Genomic DNA, 16,875 nt, shown 5'->3' with positions numbered 1-16,875 from the left:
AGCGGAACAGTATCGATGACCCAAGACCAGCAAAGAATATCAACCTCGGCTTTGGCTAAAGCTCTGGGTAAAAGCAGTCGGCAGATGTTTGCTGAGTTAGAAGCGCTCGGCTGGATTAAACGAACAGATAATCAGTGGCAACTGACCAGCAAGGGGGAGTTTGAGCAAGGGAATTATCGTGATAGTGAGCGTTATGGTCGTTATATTGTCTGGCCAGACAGCGTGGTCGAACATCGGGCACTGGTTAATACAGAAGATCAGTTTACTACGGCTAAAGGTTTGGGGCTAAAAACCGGCTTGCCGGCCGCTCGGATTAATCAGTTATTGGCGGAACTTGGCTGGGTAAAACCCTGGTTGAAAGGCTGGCAGATCACGCCATTCGGTGCCGCTCAGGGTGGGGTGCAGAAAGAGGATGCCAGCACGGCGATCGGCTATGTTAGCTGGCCGAAAAAGTTGACTGAAAATACCTTGTTCAAACGCAGTCTCGCGCAGTTTAAATATCCGGCAGATGCTGAGAGTATGACGGGCTGTCGTGCAATGGATGGTCATTTACTGCGTTCAGCTGCAGAGGTGAAGATTGATAACTGGTTATATCTGTCAGGTATCTCCCATGCCTGTCATAAGCCGCTACCGCTTGAAGAGGTTGCCTTAGCTGATTTTTATCTACCGCAAATTAGAGTGTATATCGAGTTTTGGGGCAGCGAAAATGATCCCTCTTATTTAGCCGAGAAGATGCGCAAGAAGGCGTTGTATGAACAACATAATTTGAATGTGATCGAATTTCAGGAGAGTGATTTGGTTCAGTTGGAAGAGCTGCTTCCCCGACAACTTCGCCGGTTTGGGCTGGAGTGCTGAAGGGGCGTTGTAATTGAGTTGATTAACGGTGACGATAGTAAAGCGTGTTATGGCTCACGAGTGACGGGTTAAGGAACCGCCATACCCCGTTGAACAAATTCGATATGACTCATGGTGTCCATCCAGGCTTTTACATGAGGAAAGTCATCTAGTTCAATCTCCTGCCATTCATAGCGGCAGGCCCAAGGATAGATCGCAAAGTCCGCAATGCTGAGGTCTTGATCCAGTACGAAGGTGCGGTCAGTTAATTGTTTATCCAACACGCCCCATAGTCGACGGGTTTCATCACCATAACGTTTTTTTGCGTAGGGAACTGTTTCTTTAGCAAAGCGATTAAAGTGATGGGCTTGACCTAGCATCGGACCAAAACCACCCATTTGCCACATCAGCCATTGCAAACATTCAATTCTTTTCATTGGGTCGGTAGGGATGAAATTACCGGTTTTTTCCGCTAAATAGAGCAGAATAGCTCCACTTTCAAAGAGTTTAACCTGTTTACCATCGGGACCATTTTCATCGGTGATAGCGGGGATTTTGTTATTGGGGCTGATACTGAGAAAATCGGGTTTGAACTGATCGTCGGCAAGAATATTGACGGGGTGAACGATGTAAGGCAAAGCGGTGGCTTCCAGCATAATTGAAACTTTGCGGCCGTTGGGTGTACCCCAAGTGTATAGGTCGATCATAGGTGACTCCTGTCACTGTTGCTGGGTGAAGTGGTTGTAGATATCGATCAGTTCATCCTGACTGAAGGTGACAATAATGAGTTCCTGTCCGGGTGTAATCAGGTCTGGGTTTTGTCCTAATACACCTTTGTGATAATTGTAAACATAGGTGTCTTTCACCTTTTCATCTAGAATAGTTCCCAGAAAGGAGCTGTTTTTGTTTTCTAGGCGCTCATCCGCTTCCATGGGGATTGCTGCGCTGATCGTTTGCTTTTCTAGCTGAATACCGCTGGCAAACGTGTCAATCAAGCCCTGTTGAATGATGCCCCACAAACCCTGTTTGTCGTCAGCATTGACGCCATGAATATAGAACAGGGTATCGGCGGCGTTATCGGGATTGTTGAGCAGCTCTTTGAGTCGGATTTGATCGGCCATGGGGAGCTGGCTGGCTAAAATAATAGCGTTTTGATGTTGCTGCGAGTTACCAATCGTTTCGAGCTGCACCCCGAAGGTGATGGCGTTAGCATCGTCAACCGCTTGGGTGCCAGCGGCGGCTGTTGTTTGCTCTGTTGGTAGTTTTAACAGTTGATCTTGGGTAACAAAGTTATTTGCTTGGCCGATCTCGATAACCTGATCGGGCTTGGAGGTAAGATTTTCTATATGGCGTTTAGCCGCCATTTTAGATAACTCATCGGGTTGTACGTTTGGCGTTGTGACCTGGCTTGGTTGAGGCGGGTTTAGATAGAGATAACCGCCTACACCTGCCGCCGCTAGAATGATTAAAATCAGTAAGTTCCGCATCGTTCCCTCGTTAGAAATTATGACTCAACTGTACTCAAATAATAAAGAGTGATTTATTCTTATAAGGTTCAGACTAAAACAGATTTCCTGCAGATAAAAGGTAAATTATGTAACAACAGAATGCTTCTGTGGTCGTTTGATAGAACAGGCTTTACCTACCTCTTCTATACTGAGTAGGATATCAAGGTGTGTTGGAGCCTGAACGGGTGCGGCGCTAGGTGATCGATGGGCTGTTTTGAGTTAGCTGTATTGAGCACCTAAAAGCACGTATCACGCTTGTTTTAATATCTTTACCGAGTCGTAAGAAATGGGTGTTGAGATGACAGAACAGATTGAGCAGATTTTACAATTCTGGTTTGGCGAGTTGAAGCAAGGTTATCCTGTGACTAATCGCAAGTCGTTGTGGTGGTTTGGTGATGAGGCGATGGATCGGCAGCTTGATGAGCTATTTGGTCATCAGGTCAGGCAGGCGCTTTGGGGGCAATTAGATGACTGGGCAGGACAGCCCCGTGGTCGTTTGGCGCTAATTATACTTCTCGATCAATTTACCCGCAGTATCTATCGTGGCTCGGCTGATGCCTTTTCCGGTGATGCCCGAGCAGAGCAACTGTGTCGCGAAGGACTGAAAAAAGGCCATGACGCCGCATTAGAGGGGAGTGAGAAATTGTTCTTTTTGATGCCTTTAGAGCATGCCGAAGATCTTAGTGCGCAGAATCTTTGTGTGGCACAACTGGAAAATTTACTCTGTGAAACGCCACAGGAGTACCGTCATCATATCGATAACGCCCTTGATTTCGCCCATGAACACCGCGATCTTATTGTGCGTTTTGGCCGTTTTCCCTATCGCAATAAAATCCTTGATCGTTCCTCAACCCCCGAGGAGTTGGCGTATCTTAATCAGCCTCATAAACGTTATGGGCAGTAGGTATTTGCATCACCTAGTAAAAAAGTATTTACTCAACCTAAATGTGAGCGCTATTTAAGGAATTCAACGGTGATAGATACCAGACAGACTGAAACCAACGATCGGGTTCAGACCATTGTTATTCTGGTGGTTTCAATAATTGTGTTTGTTATGCTGTATCTCGGTGGTCAGGTGTATGAGGAACGGGTAGCCGTTCAGCAGGTGCGTCTGGCGCTGGAGCATCGTGTGGCGGGTGTTGATCCGGTGTTGGCGAGTAAAGCGAGCGATAGTGAGCAGTTGTGGTCTGTTTATAGCGCGCAAGACTCACTCACTGAAAGTGAATTTCATCAACTGGCCGATCCTATTATGGCGAGTCATCAAAGTTATTTACCCTTGTTTATTGCTTTTATGGCAGCGGGATTAACGTTCGTCACGCTTGGTATGATATTGAATATGAAAGCACGTACACGGCGATACGATAAAATTATTGCGGCTAAAGATGTCGCTCTGCAGCAGAGTCAGGAAAAACTTGCGTCGGTCACGGTGGTCGATGAGTTAACCGGCCTGACTAATGGTCGTCATTTTAACAAAGTACTGTCGACCGAGTGTCGCCGAGCGGTCAGAGAGTTTAGTCCCTTGACGCTGATGCTTATCGCGGTTGATAAGCCCGATGAAGCATTAGCGGATGAGATCACGGATCAGCAGTTATGCAAAATTGCAGGGGTTCTAAAAAGTGCTATATCACGGCCAGGGGATCAAGTTGCGAGAATTGCACCTGCTCAATTCGCATTATTATTACCCGCGACTAACGAGCAGTCGCCAGTGTTGGCCGAACGGCTCTGTCAGGATGTTAAGGATATCGAGTCGACACACCGGTTGAGTGTGAGTATCGGTACCAGTACGCTGCAGCCATCGGCACAGCTCACGGCTGAGAGTATTCTGGCAAAAACCGAATCTGCGCTAGCAGAGGCGATCGAGTGTGGTGGTGGGCAGGTGCGGGCTCACACGGAAGAGTCCCAAGAAATGCCGGTTACATTCGATCATTAAACGACCTTAATTTTGCGCTTTTCGCGCTGAGTGTTGTTTATTTTGCGGTATTAAAGGCCAGCGAAATAAAGTGCCCCCAATGGTTGGATAGCCAACATTGGGGGGTCTTTTTGTGTGCTTGATATTTTGAAGACTATATTTTCAAAACTATATTTTCAAGGCTATATTTTGATGATTGGTTTGCTTTCAGTAGAGCCCGTTACGTAAGCGAACTTAAATGGTTTTCAAAGCTCTTCAGCCAAACCTGATAGCGTTGTTGTAGGGCTGGGTTCGTTGTTGGTTCAAAGGTTGTATCGGGTTGCATCTGCCTGACACTATTGGGCAGTGTTTGCCAAGCGGCGCCCAAGGCTGTGATGTCATGTTGATCATAGCGTAATACCGGTAAGCCACTGAGGTCTGCCACCCGTTGGCAGAGTGAATTATACAGGCTAGCCTGACCATCAATAATAATCTGCTGAGCGGGCGGTAGTGCCGACATCGCTTGTATATTACGGCATATCAAGAAAACAATACTTTCCATAACCGCCACCATCTGTGCTTTTGGATCACCAGAGTCGTTAATCCAACAAGAACGCTCCAACGGCTGCCAATAGGGAGAGCCTACCCCTGAAACCATATTCATAAACAGCGGTGGGTCGGTGTAGTGGTCGGCCCATTCGTCGATAAGCTGTGATTCTGGTCGACAGTGATTGAAAGCCCACTCCAGTGCATTTGTCGCACCGTTAATAATCGCTTCGGCACTATAGAGCGGCTGTTTAGCGGCTTGAATAAGGTGGTGCAACAGTCGTTCTTGAGAGTGAAGTCCGCGTGTTGTCAAGGCTCTGTTCATAAAGCCTCCGCTGCCTAGGTGGATATATAGATCATCCTGTGATGGGTCGCCAAAAGCAAAAAGTGAGGCGGCCTGATCGCTACTGACAAAGTCGAGAGGCAAGCTGATACCGGGCAGTTTTAAAGTACCAAAATGGAACTGACTAAAACGTACTTTCGGTAGCAGTGAATCTGGTAGCTGCAGCAGTTCTACCAATTCAGGGTGCCAGTTGCGATCTTTGAGGGAGTAGAGCATCGTTCTTGCCGCCGTAACACCATCGATAAGGTCGGGCTGTTCATGCAGTAACTGTTTGATCAGCCATGCGGAGATCGGCCCTCCTCGAATACGGTGTTTCGGATTATTGGTGCTCATATGCTCCATACACCAGCGCAACTTGGCGGCGGGCAAATAAACATTCGGATAAAGACCGGTTAGCTGCCTGAGCATGCTCGCCAAAGGCATTAGTTCCTCTATATACGGTAGGCCACGTTGATCTTGCCAACAGAGTATTGGTGTTAATGGCTTACCGTTATCGGCATCCCAGCAAAGAGTACTGGCACGCTGGGTGATGAGTGCCGAGGTTCTTAGGTGGTGTCTCTGGTCACGGGTTAGTTTACTGATCGCTTCAAGCGCGGCTTGCTTAAGCGATATCAATATGGATTGGGGGTGTTGTTCCGCACGGTTGGGTGGCGTTAGCTGGGTTTTGATCGGTACTTTACCCCAACTTAGACAGGTACCGAGGCGATCGTAAACCTTCGCTCGGCAATAGTGACTTCCTTGATCCATTACAAGGCATAAATCAGCGCGCATTGCTCGCCTCCTCAGCCTGTAAGATTTTATTGTCGATAGCCATGATCGCTGATGTCGTCTCCTTAACGTTTTCTTCCTGATTACTTATATCCTGACAGCGCGGAGAGTGTAAAATTCAATTATTGACCAAGTAAAAGGTAATGTTGTGGCGAGTGGGAAATCGGTTCTGAATAATCTTACGAGAGGGCTAGAGGATGCGCAGCGCCGCTCACATCGATTATTAGTGGTGCTAAGCGGCAGCCAGGCGTGGTGTCAGGCGCAACTTGACGGTTTTACATACCTAGGCTCATCTTTCGGTGAGCGTGCGGGAAATGAGGCTCAGTGGCTCTGGATTGGTGATGCGCAGAGTGGCTTAACATCCCCCATTGCTCTGCCGCCTATCAGTGCTAAACAGGCACATCAGCTGTTAGGCCAAGAGTGTCAGGGTATTATTTATGATGCTTGGAGTGGTTTTAATCCTAACGGGTTTGGCCAAGTAGTCGGAACGCTGGTGGCGGGTGGTGTGTTTATCCTCATCACGCCTGCCGCCGATGCGTGGCAGGATTATAGCGACCCAGAATACCGTCATATTGCCGTGCCACCGTTTACCGCCGCGGATGTGGGGCGACGTTTTATTCAGCATTTACAAAAGACTATTGCGGCGGACACTGGATTAATCCACTTTTGCGAAGGTGAACTCAATGCTAACCCGCTGATTTTTGAGGGTGAGCATGGGGTTCACTGCGTGGCGGACATTAATCATCAGCAGGATCTATCATCGATAGCGGTACCCGCGCCGTTTAAAACCAAGGATCAGCAAGACACTGTCCAGCATTGTGTCAATATTCTTAGCCAATTGCAGGCAGTCACGGTGATCACTGCGGATCGAGGTCGCGGTAAAAGTGCCGCACTGGGTATTTTAGTGGCTCGCTTGATGCAAAAACATCAGAAGAGTAACGCGGCAGCGACAAATCCTTTATTAGAAATACTGCTAACAGCGCCTTCACGAGGGGCAATACAGGCGGTTGTGACTCTGTTGCAAAGACTGCTTCCGGCGGACGAATTAACCTATGAGCGGGATTGTTGGCACTATGGTGAAAGTCGGCTGCGGTTTCTGCTGCCTGATCAGCTGTTACAACAAAAACCGGAGGCCGATCTACTGTTGGTGGATGAGGCGGCGGCGATTCCTGCGCCGTTACTGCTTAGTCTGCTTGATTATCCGCGGGTTATCTTTGCATCGACCCTACATGGCTATGAAGGCACTGGGCAGGGGTTCTCGGTGCGCTTTCTGCCCTATCTTGATCGCCGAGTGCCGCAGCGCAAGTTGTTACGTATGCATCAGCCGGTGCGTTGGGCGGAAGGTGATCCGCTAGAGCGTTTTAGTTATCAGGCATTGCTGTTGGATGCAGAGCCTGCTGATCTGTCGGATTATGTGGCTGAGCGCGACGATGTGTGTTACCGAAAGCTAGATCGGGATGAGTTAGTGGCCGATACCCGCCGTCTGAAACAACTATTTGGACTGTTAATGTTGGCCCATTACCGCACGACACCGGGAGATCTGCGGATTCTCTTGGATAGTCCCAATATCGAAATATGGGGGGCATCGGTTGAGCATAAAGGTGAGACTCAATTAGTGGCGGCGGTGCTATTGGCGTATGAGGGGCCAATCGATACTGATCTAGCTGAGGCAATTATGAAGGGTACTCGACGACCTAAAGGGCAGTTGATTCCTCAGACGTTATTAGCTCACTGTCAGATAGCGGATGCGGCCCACTGTCGAGGGCTTCGAGTGATGCGGATTGCGGTACACCCTCAGTTACAGCGACAGGGGATCGGAAGTGCGTTGTTGCAGGCTGTTGAGCAGGGCAGCCAAGATATCGATTGGTTAGGGACGAGTTTTGGTGCGACCTCCGCATTATGTTGTTTTTGGCAGCGTTTTGGGCTGCAGTTGCAGCGTTTAGGGCATAGCCGCGATAAGGTCAGCGGGACCTATGCGGCAGTGATGTTACGCGGGATCTCTCCCGCAGGAGTGGCGTTGCAGCGTCAGGGCAGGGTTAAAGCCACAGAGCAACGTCAGCAGATGAGCGCATCACAGCGGGCGCTTATCGGTACTGATCTTTTAGCACTGTTTGATTATCAGCCTTCAAGCGGTGCGCTTGGATAGTGTTCGGGCTCTGTGGTTTCCAATATTTCGAGCGGATCATTAAGGCTGACAATACCAGCATTGAGTGCAATCAGATTTTGACCAAAATGGGCTTCGCCATCCGCTCCTTTACGGTATTTTTTTAATACGCTCAAGGGTTCTCGGTCGGGGTTGCGTTGTAACGTTGTTGGATCGGTGGTGGTGAGAATGCAGCGCCCGCAGGGTTTAACCACTTCAAATTCAACATCGCCTAGGCGGATGCGCTTCCAGCTATCTTCCGCATAGGCATCACAATGGTCGATCACGAGGTTGGGGCGCATCTGTTCCATCAGCACGGTACTCTGGCAGCGTTGGTTCAGATCTGTTAGTGATGCTTGGGAGATCAGCAGCAGTGGGTAACCATCGGCAAAGGCGACTTGATGGTTGGGACGATCGCTGACGGGGCGATCAGATTGTTGGTCGAAGAAGTAGAGTTTGCAAGGTTGTTGCAAGTAGTCTGAAAACCATTGTTGTGCTTGCTTGCCACCGTTGCGCGCATGAATGCGGTCTTTCCAGACACTTATATCATCGTATTGCTGGCCTAATTGGTGATATTCGAGCCGGAGTGGTTTGACATTAGGAGCTGAGATAAATAAACCATTTTGTAACAGGGCACACTTAACGGCCAGTAATGCGGGGTGAGTGCGTGCCGTTAGAAATTTACCCTGTTCATTACAGAGCACAAACTGCCGGTCAAAGGCTAACCCTGTTGCGGTGACAGCGCTGCGACTCAGACTAACAGGGGCGGTCGATTTAATAGGATAAATTGTAATAGCGGAAAGACGAGCGGGCATATCAGATACTCTATTAACCAAATGGGGTCGTAATGACGGCCTATTATCCTCGCTTTGATTGTCTTAAAATGCAATTATCCTGTTTACCCATGCCATTGATCTTGCTGTTATTTGGCCATTCAGGGGGGCGAATCTTGCTGTATAGTGCAGGCGCTGAATAGATTGAGTGATAAACCGATTCCGTATGAGGCACGCATGGAGATAACCCCCGAAAGGCTACAGAAGTTGGCCAATATGCCGATGCCGTTTGGTAAATACAAAGGGCGATTACTGTTAGAACTACCGGAACCTTATCTGGTGTGGTTTGCCGGTAAAGGGTTTCCCGAAGGAGAGATCGGTATTCTGTTGCAGATACTCTATGAAGTAAAACTTAATGGCCTAGAAGATGTGCTTCGCCCGTTAACCAAACGGTATTAACGATTAGCGGCGGTCTGTTTGCTGTATTGCAGGTTGTTACTCATACTTTCTTTATGAGGTTTCAGAACAGCGCGAGTGAATCGCGCGGCTGTATATACTCAATGGAGAAGTCGATGAAATATGTAATGCTTTGTGTGACGTTATCCCTGCTGATGTTCATGCCCTATCAGGCCCATGCCGCGTCAGCCCAAGAGATAGAGTCAAAGGTCAATCAGGCGCTGAGTGAGCTATATCAGCATAGCGCTGCGGGAAAAGAATTGGCGACTAATGCTGCGGGTATTTTAGTGTTCCCTGAAGTCATTAAAGCCGGTATTGGCATCGGTGGTGAATACGGTGAAGGTGCTTTGCGGGTCGGCGGTAAAACCGTGAGTTACTACAATGTTGCCTCGGCTTCTATTGGCTTTCAGTTAGGCGCGCAGATAAAGGCTGAGGTCTTACTGTTTATGACCGCAGATGCACTGGCTAAATTCCGTCATAGCGATGGTTGGGAAGCGGGTGTTGATGGCAGTGTCGCGTTAGCAACACTGGGAGCGGGTGGTACGCTCGATTCTAATACACTGCAACAACCTATAATTGGTTTTATCTTTTCAAATAAAGGTCTGATGTATAATCTTAGTATTGAAGGCTCGAAAATAACCAAGATTCAACGATAATGTATGGTCTGCTTTTGGCCTAGATAATCAGTGGCACAAGTAAGCCGAGACCTAGATACTCTTAAATTTAGCTTCGCTTAAATCTAGATGACCATTAAATAATGTAATTGAGAGACCGGTAAACCCGAGTAAATGTACAGATGACGCCTGCGATTAAATTAGCAAAACGAGCAAAAATTAACTTCACCCTGCATGAATATGATCATGACGCCGACTGTGAGTCTTATGGCGATGAGGCTGCCGAGGCACTTAATGTTTCTCCTCAGCGTGTTTATAAAACCTTGATGGTGGCACTTAACGGTGATAATCGTCAGTTGGCGGTAGCGATTGTGCCCGTTGTGGGGCAGTTAAATCTTAAAGCGACAGCCAGTGCATTGAAGGCTAAAAAAGTGACGATGGCTGAGCCGCAGCAGGCGCAGCGAAGCAGTGGCTACCTCGTCGGTGGTATCAGTCCATTAGGGCAAAAAAAACGTTTAGCGACGCTGCTTGATGAGTCGGCTAAGCAATTTGATACTATCTTTGTGAGTGCGGGGAAAAGAGGCTTAGAAGTGGAGTTAAGCCCTGCTGATCTGCTGCAACTGACCGATGGTATGATGGCTGATATTGGTCGCTAAGAACGACCGTCGTCAATTTGTTGCTGCCTTTAGTGGTGGCAAAAAGCGCGCTTATTCGTGTGAGCCGTGTGTGGCGGGTGAGGTTATAGGCATTTAGATAAATGCTGAGTAGCGTAATAGAGGTCGACATAGCGTGATTATCGTTGTGAGCTGTTTGAAGAGTCGAAATGAACAATAACCAAGATATTATCGTGCGATTGCGTGAACGTATTCCCTCGTTTGAATGTACGCCGGGGTGTCACGATTGCTGTGGCCCAGTAACGGCTTCTTCTGAAGAGATGTCACGTTTGCCGGTGAAGTCTGATGCGGAACATGAAGCCGCCTTAGATGAGTTTAACTGTGTACACTTAGGGCCACATGGTTGCACTGTGTATGGGGAACGTCCGTTGATCTGTCGATTGTTTGGCACCACACCCAATATGGCGTGCCCCAACGGCTGTCGCCCAACCGAGATGATTGAGCCTGAGGTTGAGGGGCAGATTCATCAGTTGATCGCGAACACACGGCAAGTGTTGGTCTAAGTGAGCGACGCCCGCTCCTGAGGGCTTAGTCTGATTTAGGGGCGTATTACCCTATGCTCTTATTGAACGGACGGCTATTGGTTGAAGTATAGGATAATCATTAGCTCAACGTAAAAAAAGCTGATGTGTTGAGCATCAGCCTTTTTAATGAGCAGAAGTCAGCCTACCTTTTTCTCTTCTATGTACTCATTCGCTTTACGTCCCAGCTTAAACTGAGAGGCTTCTAAGTCATGCTTATTGAGCAACTTATAAAAGTCGGTACGGTTGCGTTGTGCGATCTTTGCTGCCTGAGTCACATTCCCGGCGGTGATATGCATCACTTTGGTGAGGTAGCTTCTTTCAAAACTGGAGCGTGCCTCGTTGAATGATGGGATCACGCGGTCCTGATTCGCGATCGCCTGATTCACTAAGCCCTCGCTAATAATCGGAGCGCTAGACAGCGCAACGGTTTGCTCAACGACATTTTCCAGCTGTCGGACGTTACCAGGCCAAGCGGCTTGCGCCAAGATGTGTAATGCATTTGGAGAGATGCCTTTCACCTTCGGGTTATGTCGTTTAGCCGATTGTTCAACAAAATAACGCGCCAGCAGAGGGATATCTTCGGGACGCTCACGCAGCGCAGGCAGATCTAGATTGACCACATTCAGACGGTAATAAAGATCTTCGCGGAATTCGCCATCTTCCATCGCGAGTTCTAGGTTGCGGTGGGTGGCTGAGATGACACGGACATCGATATCGATGGAGCGGGTCGAGCCGACAGGGCGGATCGTACGCTCCTGAATTGCCCGAAGCAGTTTAACCTGTAACGTGGTCGGCATATCGCCGATTTCATCAAGAAACAGCGTGCCACCCTGAGCGGACTGAAATAGCCCCTCATGTTGAGTGACTGCACCGGTAAATGCGCCTTTTGCGTGGCCAAAGAGTTCAGATTCCAGTAGCTGTTCGGGTAGTGCGCCACAGTTAATAGCGACAAAGGGGTTAGCACGACGATCGCTGGCAAGGTGGATCGCTTTGGCCATTAACTCTTTACCGGTTCCACTCGGGCCTGTGATCAGGACACTGACATTTGATTTAGCCACTCGTTGCGCCTGACTGAGACGTTCATTCATCAGCGGGCTCTGGGTGACGATGGCGCTACGCCAGCTATCATCTTGTGGGTGAGCCGAGTCTAGGGCTGAATTAATGGTACTGAGCAGCTGATCTTTATCGATAGGCTTAGTAAGGAATCCGAAAACGCCTTTCTGGGTCGCTTCAACTGCTTCGGGAATCGAGCCGTGGGCGGTGATAATCACCACCGGAATGGCTGGGTGATCTTCTTGTATCGCCGAAAACAGCGCCATGCCATCCATGCCATCCATGCGTAGATCGCTCAGCACAAGGTCGGGTGTTTCATGTTTTATCCGCTGCAGCGCTTCGACACCTGAATTGGCGGTGTCTATGCGAAAACCCGAAGCGCTCAGGCGTAAGCTTAAAACTTTAAGGATACCTGGGTCATCATCAACGATAAGAATCAGTTGTTGAGTCGATTTCATTTTTTGCTCCTAATCTGTCTTTCTAGCGAGACAGTTCATTCTCAATACGAGTTAATGCTTCTATTTGCTGTTTGAGCTTATCTCGTTCGGCAGATAGTGCTTTGCGTTCAAGGTCTGCGTTATTCAGGGCATGCTGTAAGGTCATGACCGCCTGTGTGTATTGGTAACGCACCAGTAGGTATTGTTCGGCCTCACATTCAGGGTTTTGATTCAGCTCGAGCTGCTCAAACAACCTAATCGATTTTTTCAGCTGGGCGGTTGTGTTGCTAGGCTGACTGAGTAAGATCGCTAATGTGGCTTTTTGTTCATTTTCAATTGCTTGTTTTAACATCAAGGTCTTAGCGCTGCCTTGTGCTTGTTGATACCGTTGTTCTTGCTCGACCCACGTGCTGATATCGCCGGAAACACATAACGGCTTAGTGCTTTTTTCAGGAGATACAAGAAATGGAAGCGAGAAGGGGTTCGTCGTTTGGCAGCCGCTGACCATGAAGAGGGTCAATATGATTAACAGCGCTTTACTCATTAGTTATCTGTCCTTGATTTGGAATACTGATCATAAAACTAACAAAACCATCCTGATTACTATGAAGTTCTAAATTGCCGCCCATCGCCTTAATCGATTCTCGGGCGATACTTAAACCGATCCCTGAACCTTTAACCGACCCCTGACGTTTATTGACGCCTTGAAAAAAGGGATCAAACAGTTGCGACAGGTCGGTGTCGGGAATCTCTGGGCCCGTGTTACCGATCTCGATTTTTAGGCTGCTATCCTGAACCGTTAGGGATATTTTTAGCAACCCTTTTTCACTGCCATACACCGAAGCGTTGGAAATGAGATTGCTGAGGGTCCGTTGGAGTAGCTCTTTATCGATTAGCCAAGGGCAATCCTGTTTAGGTAATGTTACCTGAATCTGCTTCTGTTTGAGTAACAATTGATGGGATGCTAATGATTCTTTAATAATGGGTAAAATTGGTTGGGTTTGCAGATCGTGCTCACCCGCGTGCTGCAACCGGTTGTAATCTAATAGTTGTTCAATTAGAGATTGTAGCGAGATGCTGTTTTCCTGCATCAGGGTGATAATCTCTTTCTGGTCATCGGTCAGTGGCCCAGCGAGCTCTTCCGCTAATAGGTCTGTTCCTTCTCTCAATGTCGTCAGCGGTGTTTTTAACTCATGGGACATATGTCTCAAAAAGGCTTGTTTTTCCTGTTCGAGTAACTGCAAATGGGTTTCGAGCCATTCCAGTTGCTGGTTGAGCGCCAGAAATTCTTTCGGTCCCTTGAACGGTTTCGACATATCTAACTGGCCGTGACCTAGGGCTTTTATGCGTAGCATCAGCTGTTTAACCGGCTGAGTGATACGTATGCTGAAAAATAGAATAAGAATGGTGGACAGGGTGATTAAGAGTCCCGCCTGAAGCCAGAGCAGGTTTTGTTGTTCCTCTGCTTTAGCGTTGAGTGATTCTAACCGCAGGTCTAGCTTTTTACGGGTGTCATCATAGAGCGTTTGGGTCAAAGGCACGAGGGCGCTGACCTTTGCGTCGGCTTCTTTGTTCAGTGGCGTTGTTTCAAGCTCGGCAATCAGTGAGAAAATAGTTTCAATATTACTGGAGTCGATTAGAAAGCTGTGTAACTGAAGCAGTTGTTTGTATTCTGCTAATTGGGAACGAAAACGATCTTCAATATTGGCTTTTTTGAGGACTTCGTATTGTCGAGCTGAACGTACAAGGTCGCCGGAGAGTTCTCGGAGGTGCTGGCTACGGCTAAAAAAATCAAGCGCTTCTTTCGCGTGCTCACGCCCCTGGCGAGACAGCGTCACCATGGAGTCGGTTGCTTGATAGATCAACACGCCTAGTGGTGCCACGACCAGAAAAAAAGCCAGCACCACCAGTTGCATTAATGATCGCGTTTGCAGCGAAGAGCGATTCACCGTATCTAAATTATCTATAGTATGACGTTTCCTAAGCGGTATATATTCATATAATCCTCAAGGCTGAGAGGTTAAGAATGTTGCGAAGTCCCTTTACTTCAGCCTGTAAAGGCTCTACCTCTTGCTGGTTAAGCACACCATCATTGTTGATATCTAGCTGATGAAAACGTCTCGCTAGGGATGGGTGGTGACGCATTTCAGTTAATGATACTTCATTGTCGTGATTTCTATCGAGCGATTCAAACATTGATAGTGAACGTGTTCTGTTGATCTGTGCCGTCTCTTGAGGCAGTTCAGAACGAATATGTTCAATCACTTCGATATTGGATAGTCGTTTTAATGATAAATTATCAGGCTTTGCCTGAGCCAGCGTTGTGGTTAATGTTAGCGCTAAGAGTAGGGTTGCCGTACGCATGCCTGTAGTCCAGTTCAGTAATAATGTTGTATTACTGGGTAATAAGCAATTGTTGGGCCTATCTTATAAAAATCATATTAAAACAATAAGATAACTATAAGTTAGCGCCGATTTGACCCTATTTAGTATGAACTAATTTTGCATTACTGTCTCTTTAAAGAGACTCTTATTTCTTCGCTGTTTGCTATTGCTATATAAAACAATAGCTTAAGTGGTTATTGATTTAAGACACGGGTGCGGACTGATGAAGCTATTGTGTTCAGGTTCTTGTAATACGGGGTTGCTGAGGCGGCCAATATTTTCGATCTCTACCGTGACGCGATCACCCGGTTTCATGTAGCCTCTAGGCTTCATTTTAACGCCTACACCACTGCAGGTGCCGGTTGCGATCACATCGCCGGGTTTAAGCGTGCACACTGATGAGAGTGTGGCGACCAATTGGTAGCAATCAAAAATCAGGTGACGAGTATTGGAATGCTGTCGTAGCTCGTCATTGAGCCACGTTTTGAGTTCTAGATTATGAGGGTCGATACTGTCCGAGGTTACGATCCAAGGTCCCGTTGGGCCGTGACTATCGAAGGATTTGCCTAGCGTCCAGGTAGGCGACTTAATCTGCCAGTCTCTGACGGATACATCATTAACAATGGTATAGCCGGCAATTGCTTGGGGCGCTTCTTCTGCGCTGATATTGCGGCAGTACTGACCGATAACCAATGCTAATTCGCCTTCATAATCCAGTTTGTCTGAAATATTGGGGCGATAAATGGGCGCCTCTGGATCAGTGACACAGCTAGATTGTTTATTAAATAGTGTTGGGAATGTCGGTATGGCTAAACCCGTTTCGGCGATATGATCCGCGTAGTTAAGGCCAACGCCGATAAATTTCTCCGGCTGCGAAATGGGTGCCAATAACTGTACCTGATCTAGGTTGAGTGCACGTGGTGAGGTGGCGATATATTCTTCAAGAAGAGGGCGTAGTTCTAATACACGGCTGAGCAGTACCGGCATAGTACCTGAAAAAATAGAGGCTGGAATGGGAATGATTTGTTGCTCAACGACACAGCCTAGCTGTTCTTTACCTGAATGTATAAAGCGTGCAAGTTTCATAATCGGCCGTTCCTAATTATATGAAAGTGAAAGTGATTTTAGCAGAGTTTAAGTCGATAATTCTGCTCAGTTCACTACTTTAAGCCGAATGAATTGCAGGGTATGCTAATAGGAATTTATTGCATGATGAATGACGGAAACTGATGACCGGAAAGGCTATTCATATTTCACCTGTATTCATGGCGTTAATCTTGACAGGATGTGCGGTCGATAAACCACGGCCTTTTCCTTCACCGGCGCCGCTTCAAACACTCTCTGGTGTGATCGTTGAACGTCAGGAGCAGCTTTGGTTTCAACCTTGTTACGAAAAGCGCTGGTGGCCGGTGCAGGATTTTACCGTACAGCAGGAGCTGACCGAATATTACCAGCAGTTTACAAAGTACAGCCACAAAGATCTGTACGTTGAATTACAGGGTGCAGTCGATGTGACTTTGGATAACACCTTGCTGGTTAAAAATGTTAACACCGTCGGTGGTACGGCGGCCACCTGTCATTTCCGCTTAGATGATATCCTGTTTCGGGCAGCCGGCAGTAAGCCCCATTGGGTGGCCGATATCTACCCGGATCATGTGGTGGTGAAGAGTATTAATCCGCTGGGGCGTTTTAGTTTTAAAACGACGGCAGTAACAACAGATACTCATAGTGCGGATGTGATTTTTGCTGATGAAACCGAAGCGGAACCCGCTTATACGGTTGCTCACTACCGTGAGTCCGGCGATGAAAAGAGTGGCGATAAACGTCGTCAACCATCTTCGCGCAAAAAGCCGTTTGATATCACTATTATTGAAAAGCGTTGTGTGGATACGGCAAGCGGTACATTACTACCGTTAACGGCGCAGATGA

At 47.8% G+C, this 16,875-nt stretch carries 18 protein-coding genes; 9 read left to right on the top strand and 9 right to left on the bottom strand.

The annotated features are described in order from the left end of the window. Positions 1–15: 15 nt before the first annotated feature. Positions 16–855, top strand: coding sequence for a hypothetical protein (locus KO512_RS01975; RefSeq protein WP_215950661.1), 840 nt, complete (start codon positions 16–18; stop codon positions 853–855). Between the two features lie 68 nt (positions 856–923). Here the strand turns inward: KO512_RS01975 and KO512_RS01970 are convergent, their stop codons facing one another. Together KO512_RS01970 and KO512_RS01965 are read right to left on the bottom strand one after the other, a co-directional pair. Continuing rightward, positions 924–1,541, bottom strand: a complete 618-nt coding sequence (locus KO512_RS01970) for a glutathione S-transferase family protein (RefSeq protein ID WP_215950660.1) — start codon at positions 1,539–1,541, stop codon at positions 924–926. 12 nt (positions 1,542–1,553) lie between these two features. Beyond that, positions 1,554–2,321 carry a hypothetical protein gene (locus KO512_RS01965; RefSeq protein WP_215950659.1) on the bottom strand — a complete coding sequence of 256 codons (768 nt, stop codon included), beginning with the start codon at positions 2,319–2,321 and terminating at the stop codon, positions 1,554–1,556. 319 nt (positions 2,322–2,640) lie between these two features. Between KO512_RS01965 and KO512_RS01960 the strand changes: the two genes are divergently transcribed. Both KO512_RS01960 and KO512_RS20410 read left to right on the top strand, forming a co-directional pair. Further along, positions 2,641–3,246 (top strand): DUF924 family protein, encoded by a 606-nt coding sequence (locus KO512_RS01960; protein ID WP_215950658.1) that lies wholly within the window; start codon positions 2,641–2,643, stop codon positions 3,244–3,246. Positions 3,247–3,315: 69 nt separating this feature from the next. Next, complete coding sequence (locus KO512_RS20410; RefSeq protein ID WP_215950657.1) at positions 3,316–4,272, top strand: GGDEF domain-containing protein; 957 nt, start codon at positions 3,316–3,318, stop codon at positions 4,270–4,272. Between the two features lie 199 nt (positions 4,273–4,471). Here KO512_RS20410 and KO512_RS01950 read toward each other — a convergent pair whose 3' ends face one another. Continuing rightward, positions 4,472–5,890: an FGGY family carbohydrate kinase gene (locus KO512_RS01950; RefSeq protein WP_215950656.1), complete on the bottom strand. Its 1,419-nt coding sequence runs from the start codon at positions 5,888–5,890 to the stop codon at positions 4,472–4,474. Positions 5,891–6,035: 145 nt separating this feature from the next. On the opposite strand from KO512_RS01950, the gene KO512_RS01945 reads away from it, so the two are divergent. Then, positions 6,036–8,033, top strand: a complete 1,998-nt coding sequence (locus KO512_RS01945) for a tRNA(Met) cytidine acetyltransferase TmcA (protein WP_215950655.1) — start codon at positions 6,036–6,038, stop codon at positions 8,031–8,033. Here the strand turns inward: KO512_RS01945 and KO512_RS01940 are convergent. Further along, positions 8,006–8,845 (bottom strand): MOSC domain-containing protein, encoded by an 840-nt coding sequence (locus KO512_RS01940; protein ID WP_215950654.1) that lies wholly within the window; start codon positions 8,843–8,845, stop codon positions 8,006–8,008. The genes KO512_RS01945 and KO512_RS01940 overlap by 28 nt on opposite strands. 162 nt (positions 8,846–9,007) lie before the next feature. Here KO512_RS01940 and KO512_RS01935 point away from each other — a divergent pair, with 162 nt between their 5' ends. From KO512_RS01935 to KO512_RS01920, 4 genes are all read left to right on the top strand, one after another. Further along, positions 9,008–9,262: a DUF3820 family protein gene (locus tag KO512_RS01935; RefSeq protein ID WP_436792258.1), complete on the top strand. Its 255-nt coding sequence runs from the start codon at positions 9,008–9,010 to the stop codon at positions 9,260–9,262. Between the two features lie 113 nt (positions 9,263–9,375). Then, on the top strand, positions 9,376–9,915 hold the full coding sequence (locus KO512_RS01930; protein ID WP_252734743.1) for a BPSL1445 family SYLF domain-containing lipoprotein: 540 nt from the start codon (positions 9,376–9,378) through the stop codon (positions 9,913–9,915). Between the two features lie 140 nt (positions 9,916–10,055). Next, the gene (ybaK, locus tag KO512_RS01925; RefSeq protein ID WP_215950652.1) at positions 10,056–10,529 is read left to right on the top strand and encodes a Cys-tRNA(Pro) deacylase; all 474 of its coding nucleotides are present in this window, start codon (positions 10,056–10,058) and stop codon (positions 10,527–10,529) included. A 167-nt stretch (positions 10,530–10,696) separates the two neighbouring features. Next, the gene (locus tag KO512_RS01920) at positions 10,697–11,050 is read left to right on the top strand and encodes a YkgJ family cysteine cluster protein (RefSeq protein ID WP_215950651.1); all 354 of its coding nucleotides are present in this window, start codon (positions 10,697–10,699) and stop codon (positions 11,048–11,050) included. Positions 11,051–11,208: 158 nt separating this feature from the next. Here KO512_RS01920 and KO512_RS01915 read toward each other — a convergent pair whose 3' ends face one another. From KO512_RS01915 to KO512_RS01895, 5 genes are all read right to left on the bottom strand, one after another. Next, positions 11,209–12,582, bottom strand: a complete 1,374-nt coding sequence (locus KO512_RS01915) for a sigma 54-interacting transcriptional regulator (protein ID WP_215950650.1) — start codon at positions 12,580–12,582, stop codon at positions 11,209–11,211. Between the two features lie 22 nt (positions 12,583–12,604). Beyond that, positions 12,605–13,105, bottom strand: coding sequence for a hypothetical protein (locus tag KO512_RS01910; RefSeq protein ID WP_215950649.1), 501 nt, complete (start codon positions 13,103–13,105; stop codon positions 12,605–12,607). Then, a complete protein-coding gene (locus KO512_RS01905) occupies positions 13,098–14,477 on the bottom strand; it encodes a sensor histidine kinase (RefSeq protein WP_215950648.1) in 1,380 nt (459 codons plus the stop codon). Before KO512_RS01905 ends, KO512_RS01910 begins: the two co-directional genes overlap by 8 nt. 79 nt (positions 14,478–14,556) lie before the next feature. Next, positions 14,557–14,925, bottom strand: a complete 369-nt coding sequence (locus tag KO512_RS01900; RefSeq protein WP_215950647.1) for a hypothetical protein — start codon at positions 14,923–14,925, stop codon at positions 14,557–14,559. Between the two features lie 207 nt (positions 14,926–15,132). After that, positions 15,133–16,032: a fumarylacetoacetate hydrolase family protein gene (locus KO512_RS01895; protein ID WP_215950646.1), complete on the bottom strand. Its 900-nt coding sequence runs from the start codon at positions 16,030–16,032 to the stop codon at positions 15,133–15,135. A 143-nt stretch (positions 16,033–16,175) separates the two neighbouring features. On the opposite strand from KO512_RS01895, the gene KO512_RS01890 reads away from it, so the two are divergent. After that, on the top strand, positions 16,176–16,875 hold a 700-nt coding region (locus KO512_RS01890), incomplete at its 3' end, for a hypothetical protein (protein WP_215950645.1).

This window comes from Amphritea atlantica (genome assembly GCF_018860855.1).
In the GTDB taxonomy this organism is placed as follows: Bacteria; Pseudomonadota; Gammaproteobacteria; order Pseudomonadales; family Balneatricaceae; genus Amphritea; species Amphritea atlantica_A.
The sequence above is the reverse complement of the archived record's forward strand: the minus strand, read 5'-3'. Positions and strand labels throughout refer to the sequence as shown.

Coding starts and splice junctions, on each gene's coding strand:
- KO512_RS01960 (WP_215950658.1), top strand. CDS start 2,641: ATGACAGAACAGATTGAGCAGATTTTACAATTCTGGTTTGGCGAGTTG.
- KO512_RS01895 (WP_215950646.1), bottom strand. CDS start 16,032: ATGAAACTTGCACGCTTTATACATTCAGGTAAAGAACAGCTAGGCTGT.
- KO512_RS01965 (WP_215950659.1), bottom strand. CDS start 2,321: ATGCGGAACTTACTGATTTTAATCATTCTAGCGGCGGCAGGTGTAGGC.
- KO512_RS01910 (WP_215950649.1), bottom strand. CDS start 13,105: ATGAGTAAAGCGCTGTTAATCATATTGACCCTCTTCATGGTCAGCGGC.
- KO512_RS01950 (WP_215950656.1), bottom strand. CDS start 5,890: ATGCGCGCTGATTTATGCCTTGTAATGGATCAAGGAAGTCACTATTGC.
- KO512_RS01975 (WP_215950661.1), top strand. CDS start 16: ATGACCCAAGACCAGCAAAGAATATCAACCTCGGCTTTGGCTAAAGCT.
- KO512_RS01940 (WP_215950654.1), bottom strand. CDS start 8,845: ATGCCCGCTCGTCTTTCCGCTATTACAATTTATCCTATTAAATCGACC.
- ybaK (WP_215950652.1), top strand. CDS start 10,056: ATGACGCCTGCGATTAAATTAGCAAAACGAGCAAAAATTAACTTCACC.
- KO512_RS01930 (WP_252734743.1), top strand. CDS start 9,376: ATGAAATATGTAATGCTTTGTGTGACGTTATCCCTGCTGATGTTCATG.
- KO512_RS01905 (WP_215950648.1), bottom strand. CDS start 14,477: ATGCAACTGGTGGTGCTGGCTTTTTTTCTGGTCGTGGCACCACTAGGC.
- KO512_RS01970 (WP_215950660.1), bottom strand. CDS start 1,541: ATGATCGACCTATACACTTGGGGTACACCCAACGGCCGCAAAGTTTCA.
- KO512_RS01900 (WP_215950647.1), bottom strand. CDS start 14,925: ATGCGTACGGCAACCCTACTCTTAGCGCTAACATTAACCACAACGCTG.
- KO512_RS01915 (WP_215950650.1), bottom strand. CDS start 12,582: ATGAAATCGACTCAACAACTGATTCTTATCGTTGATGATGACCCAGGT.
- KO512_RS01920 (WP_215950651.1), top strand. CDS start 10,697: ATGAACAATAACCAAGATATTATCGTGCGATTGCGTGAACGTATTCCC.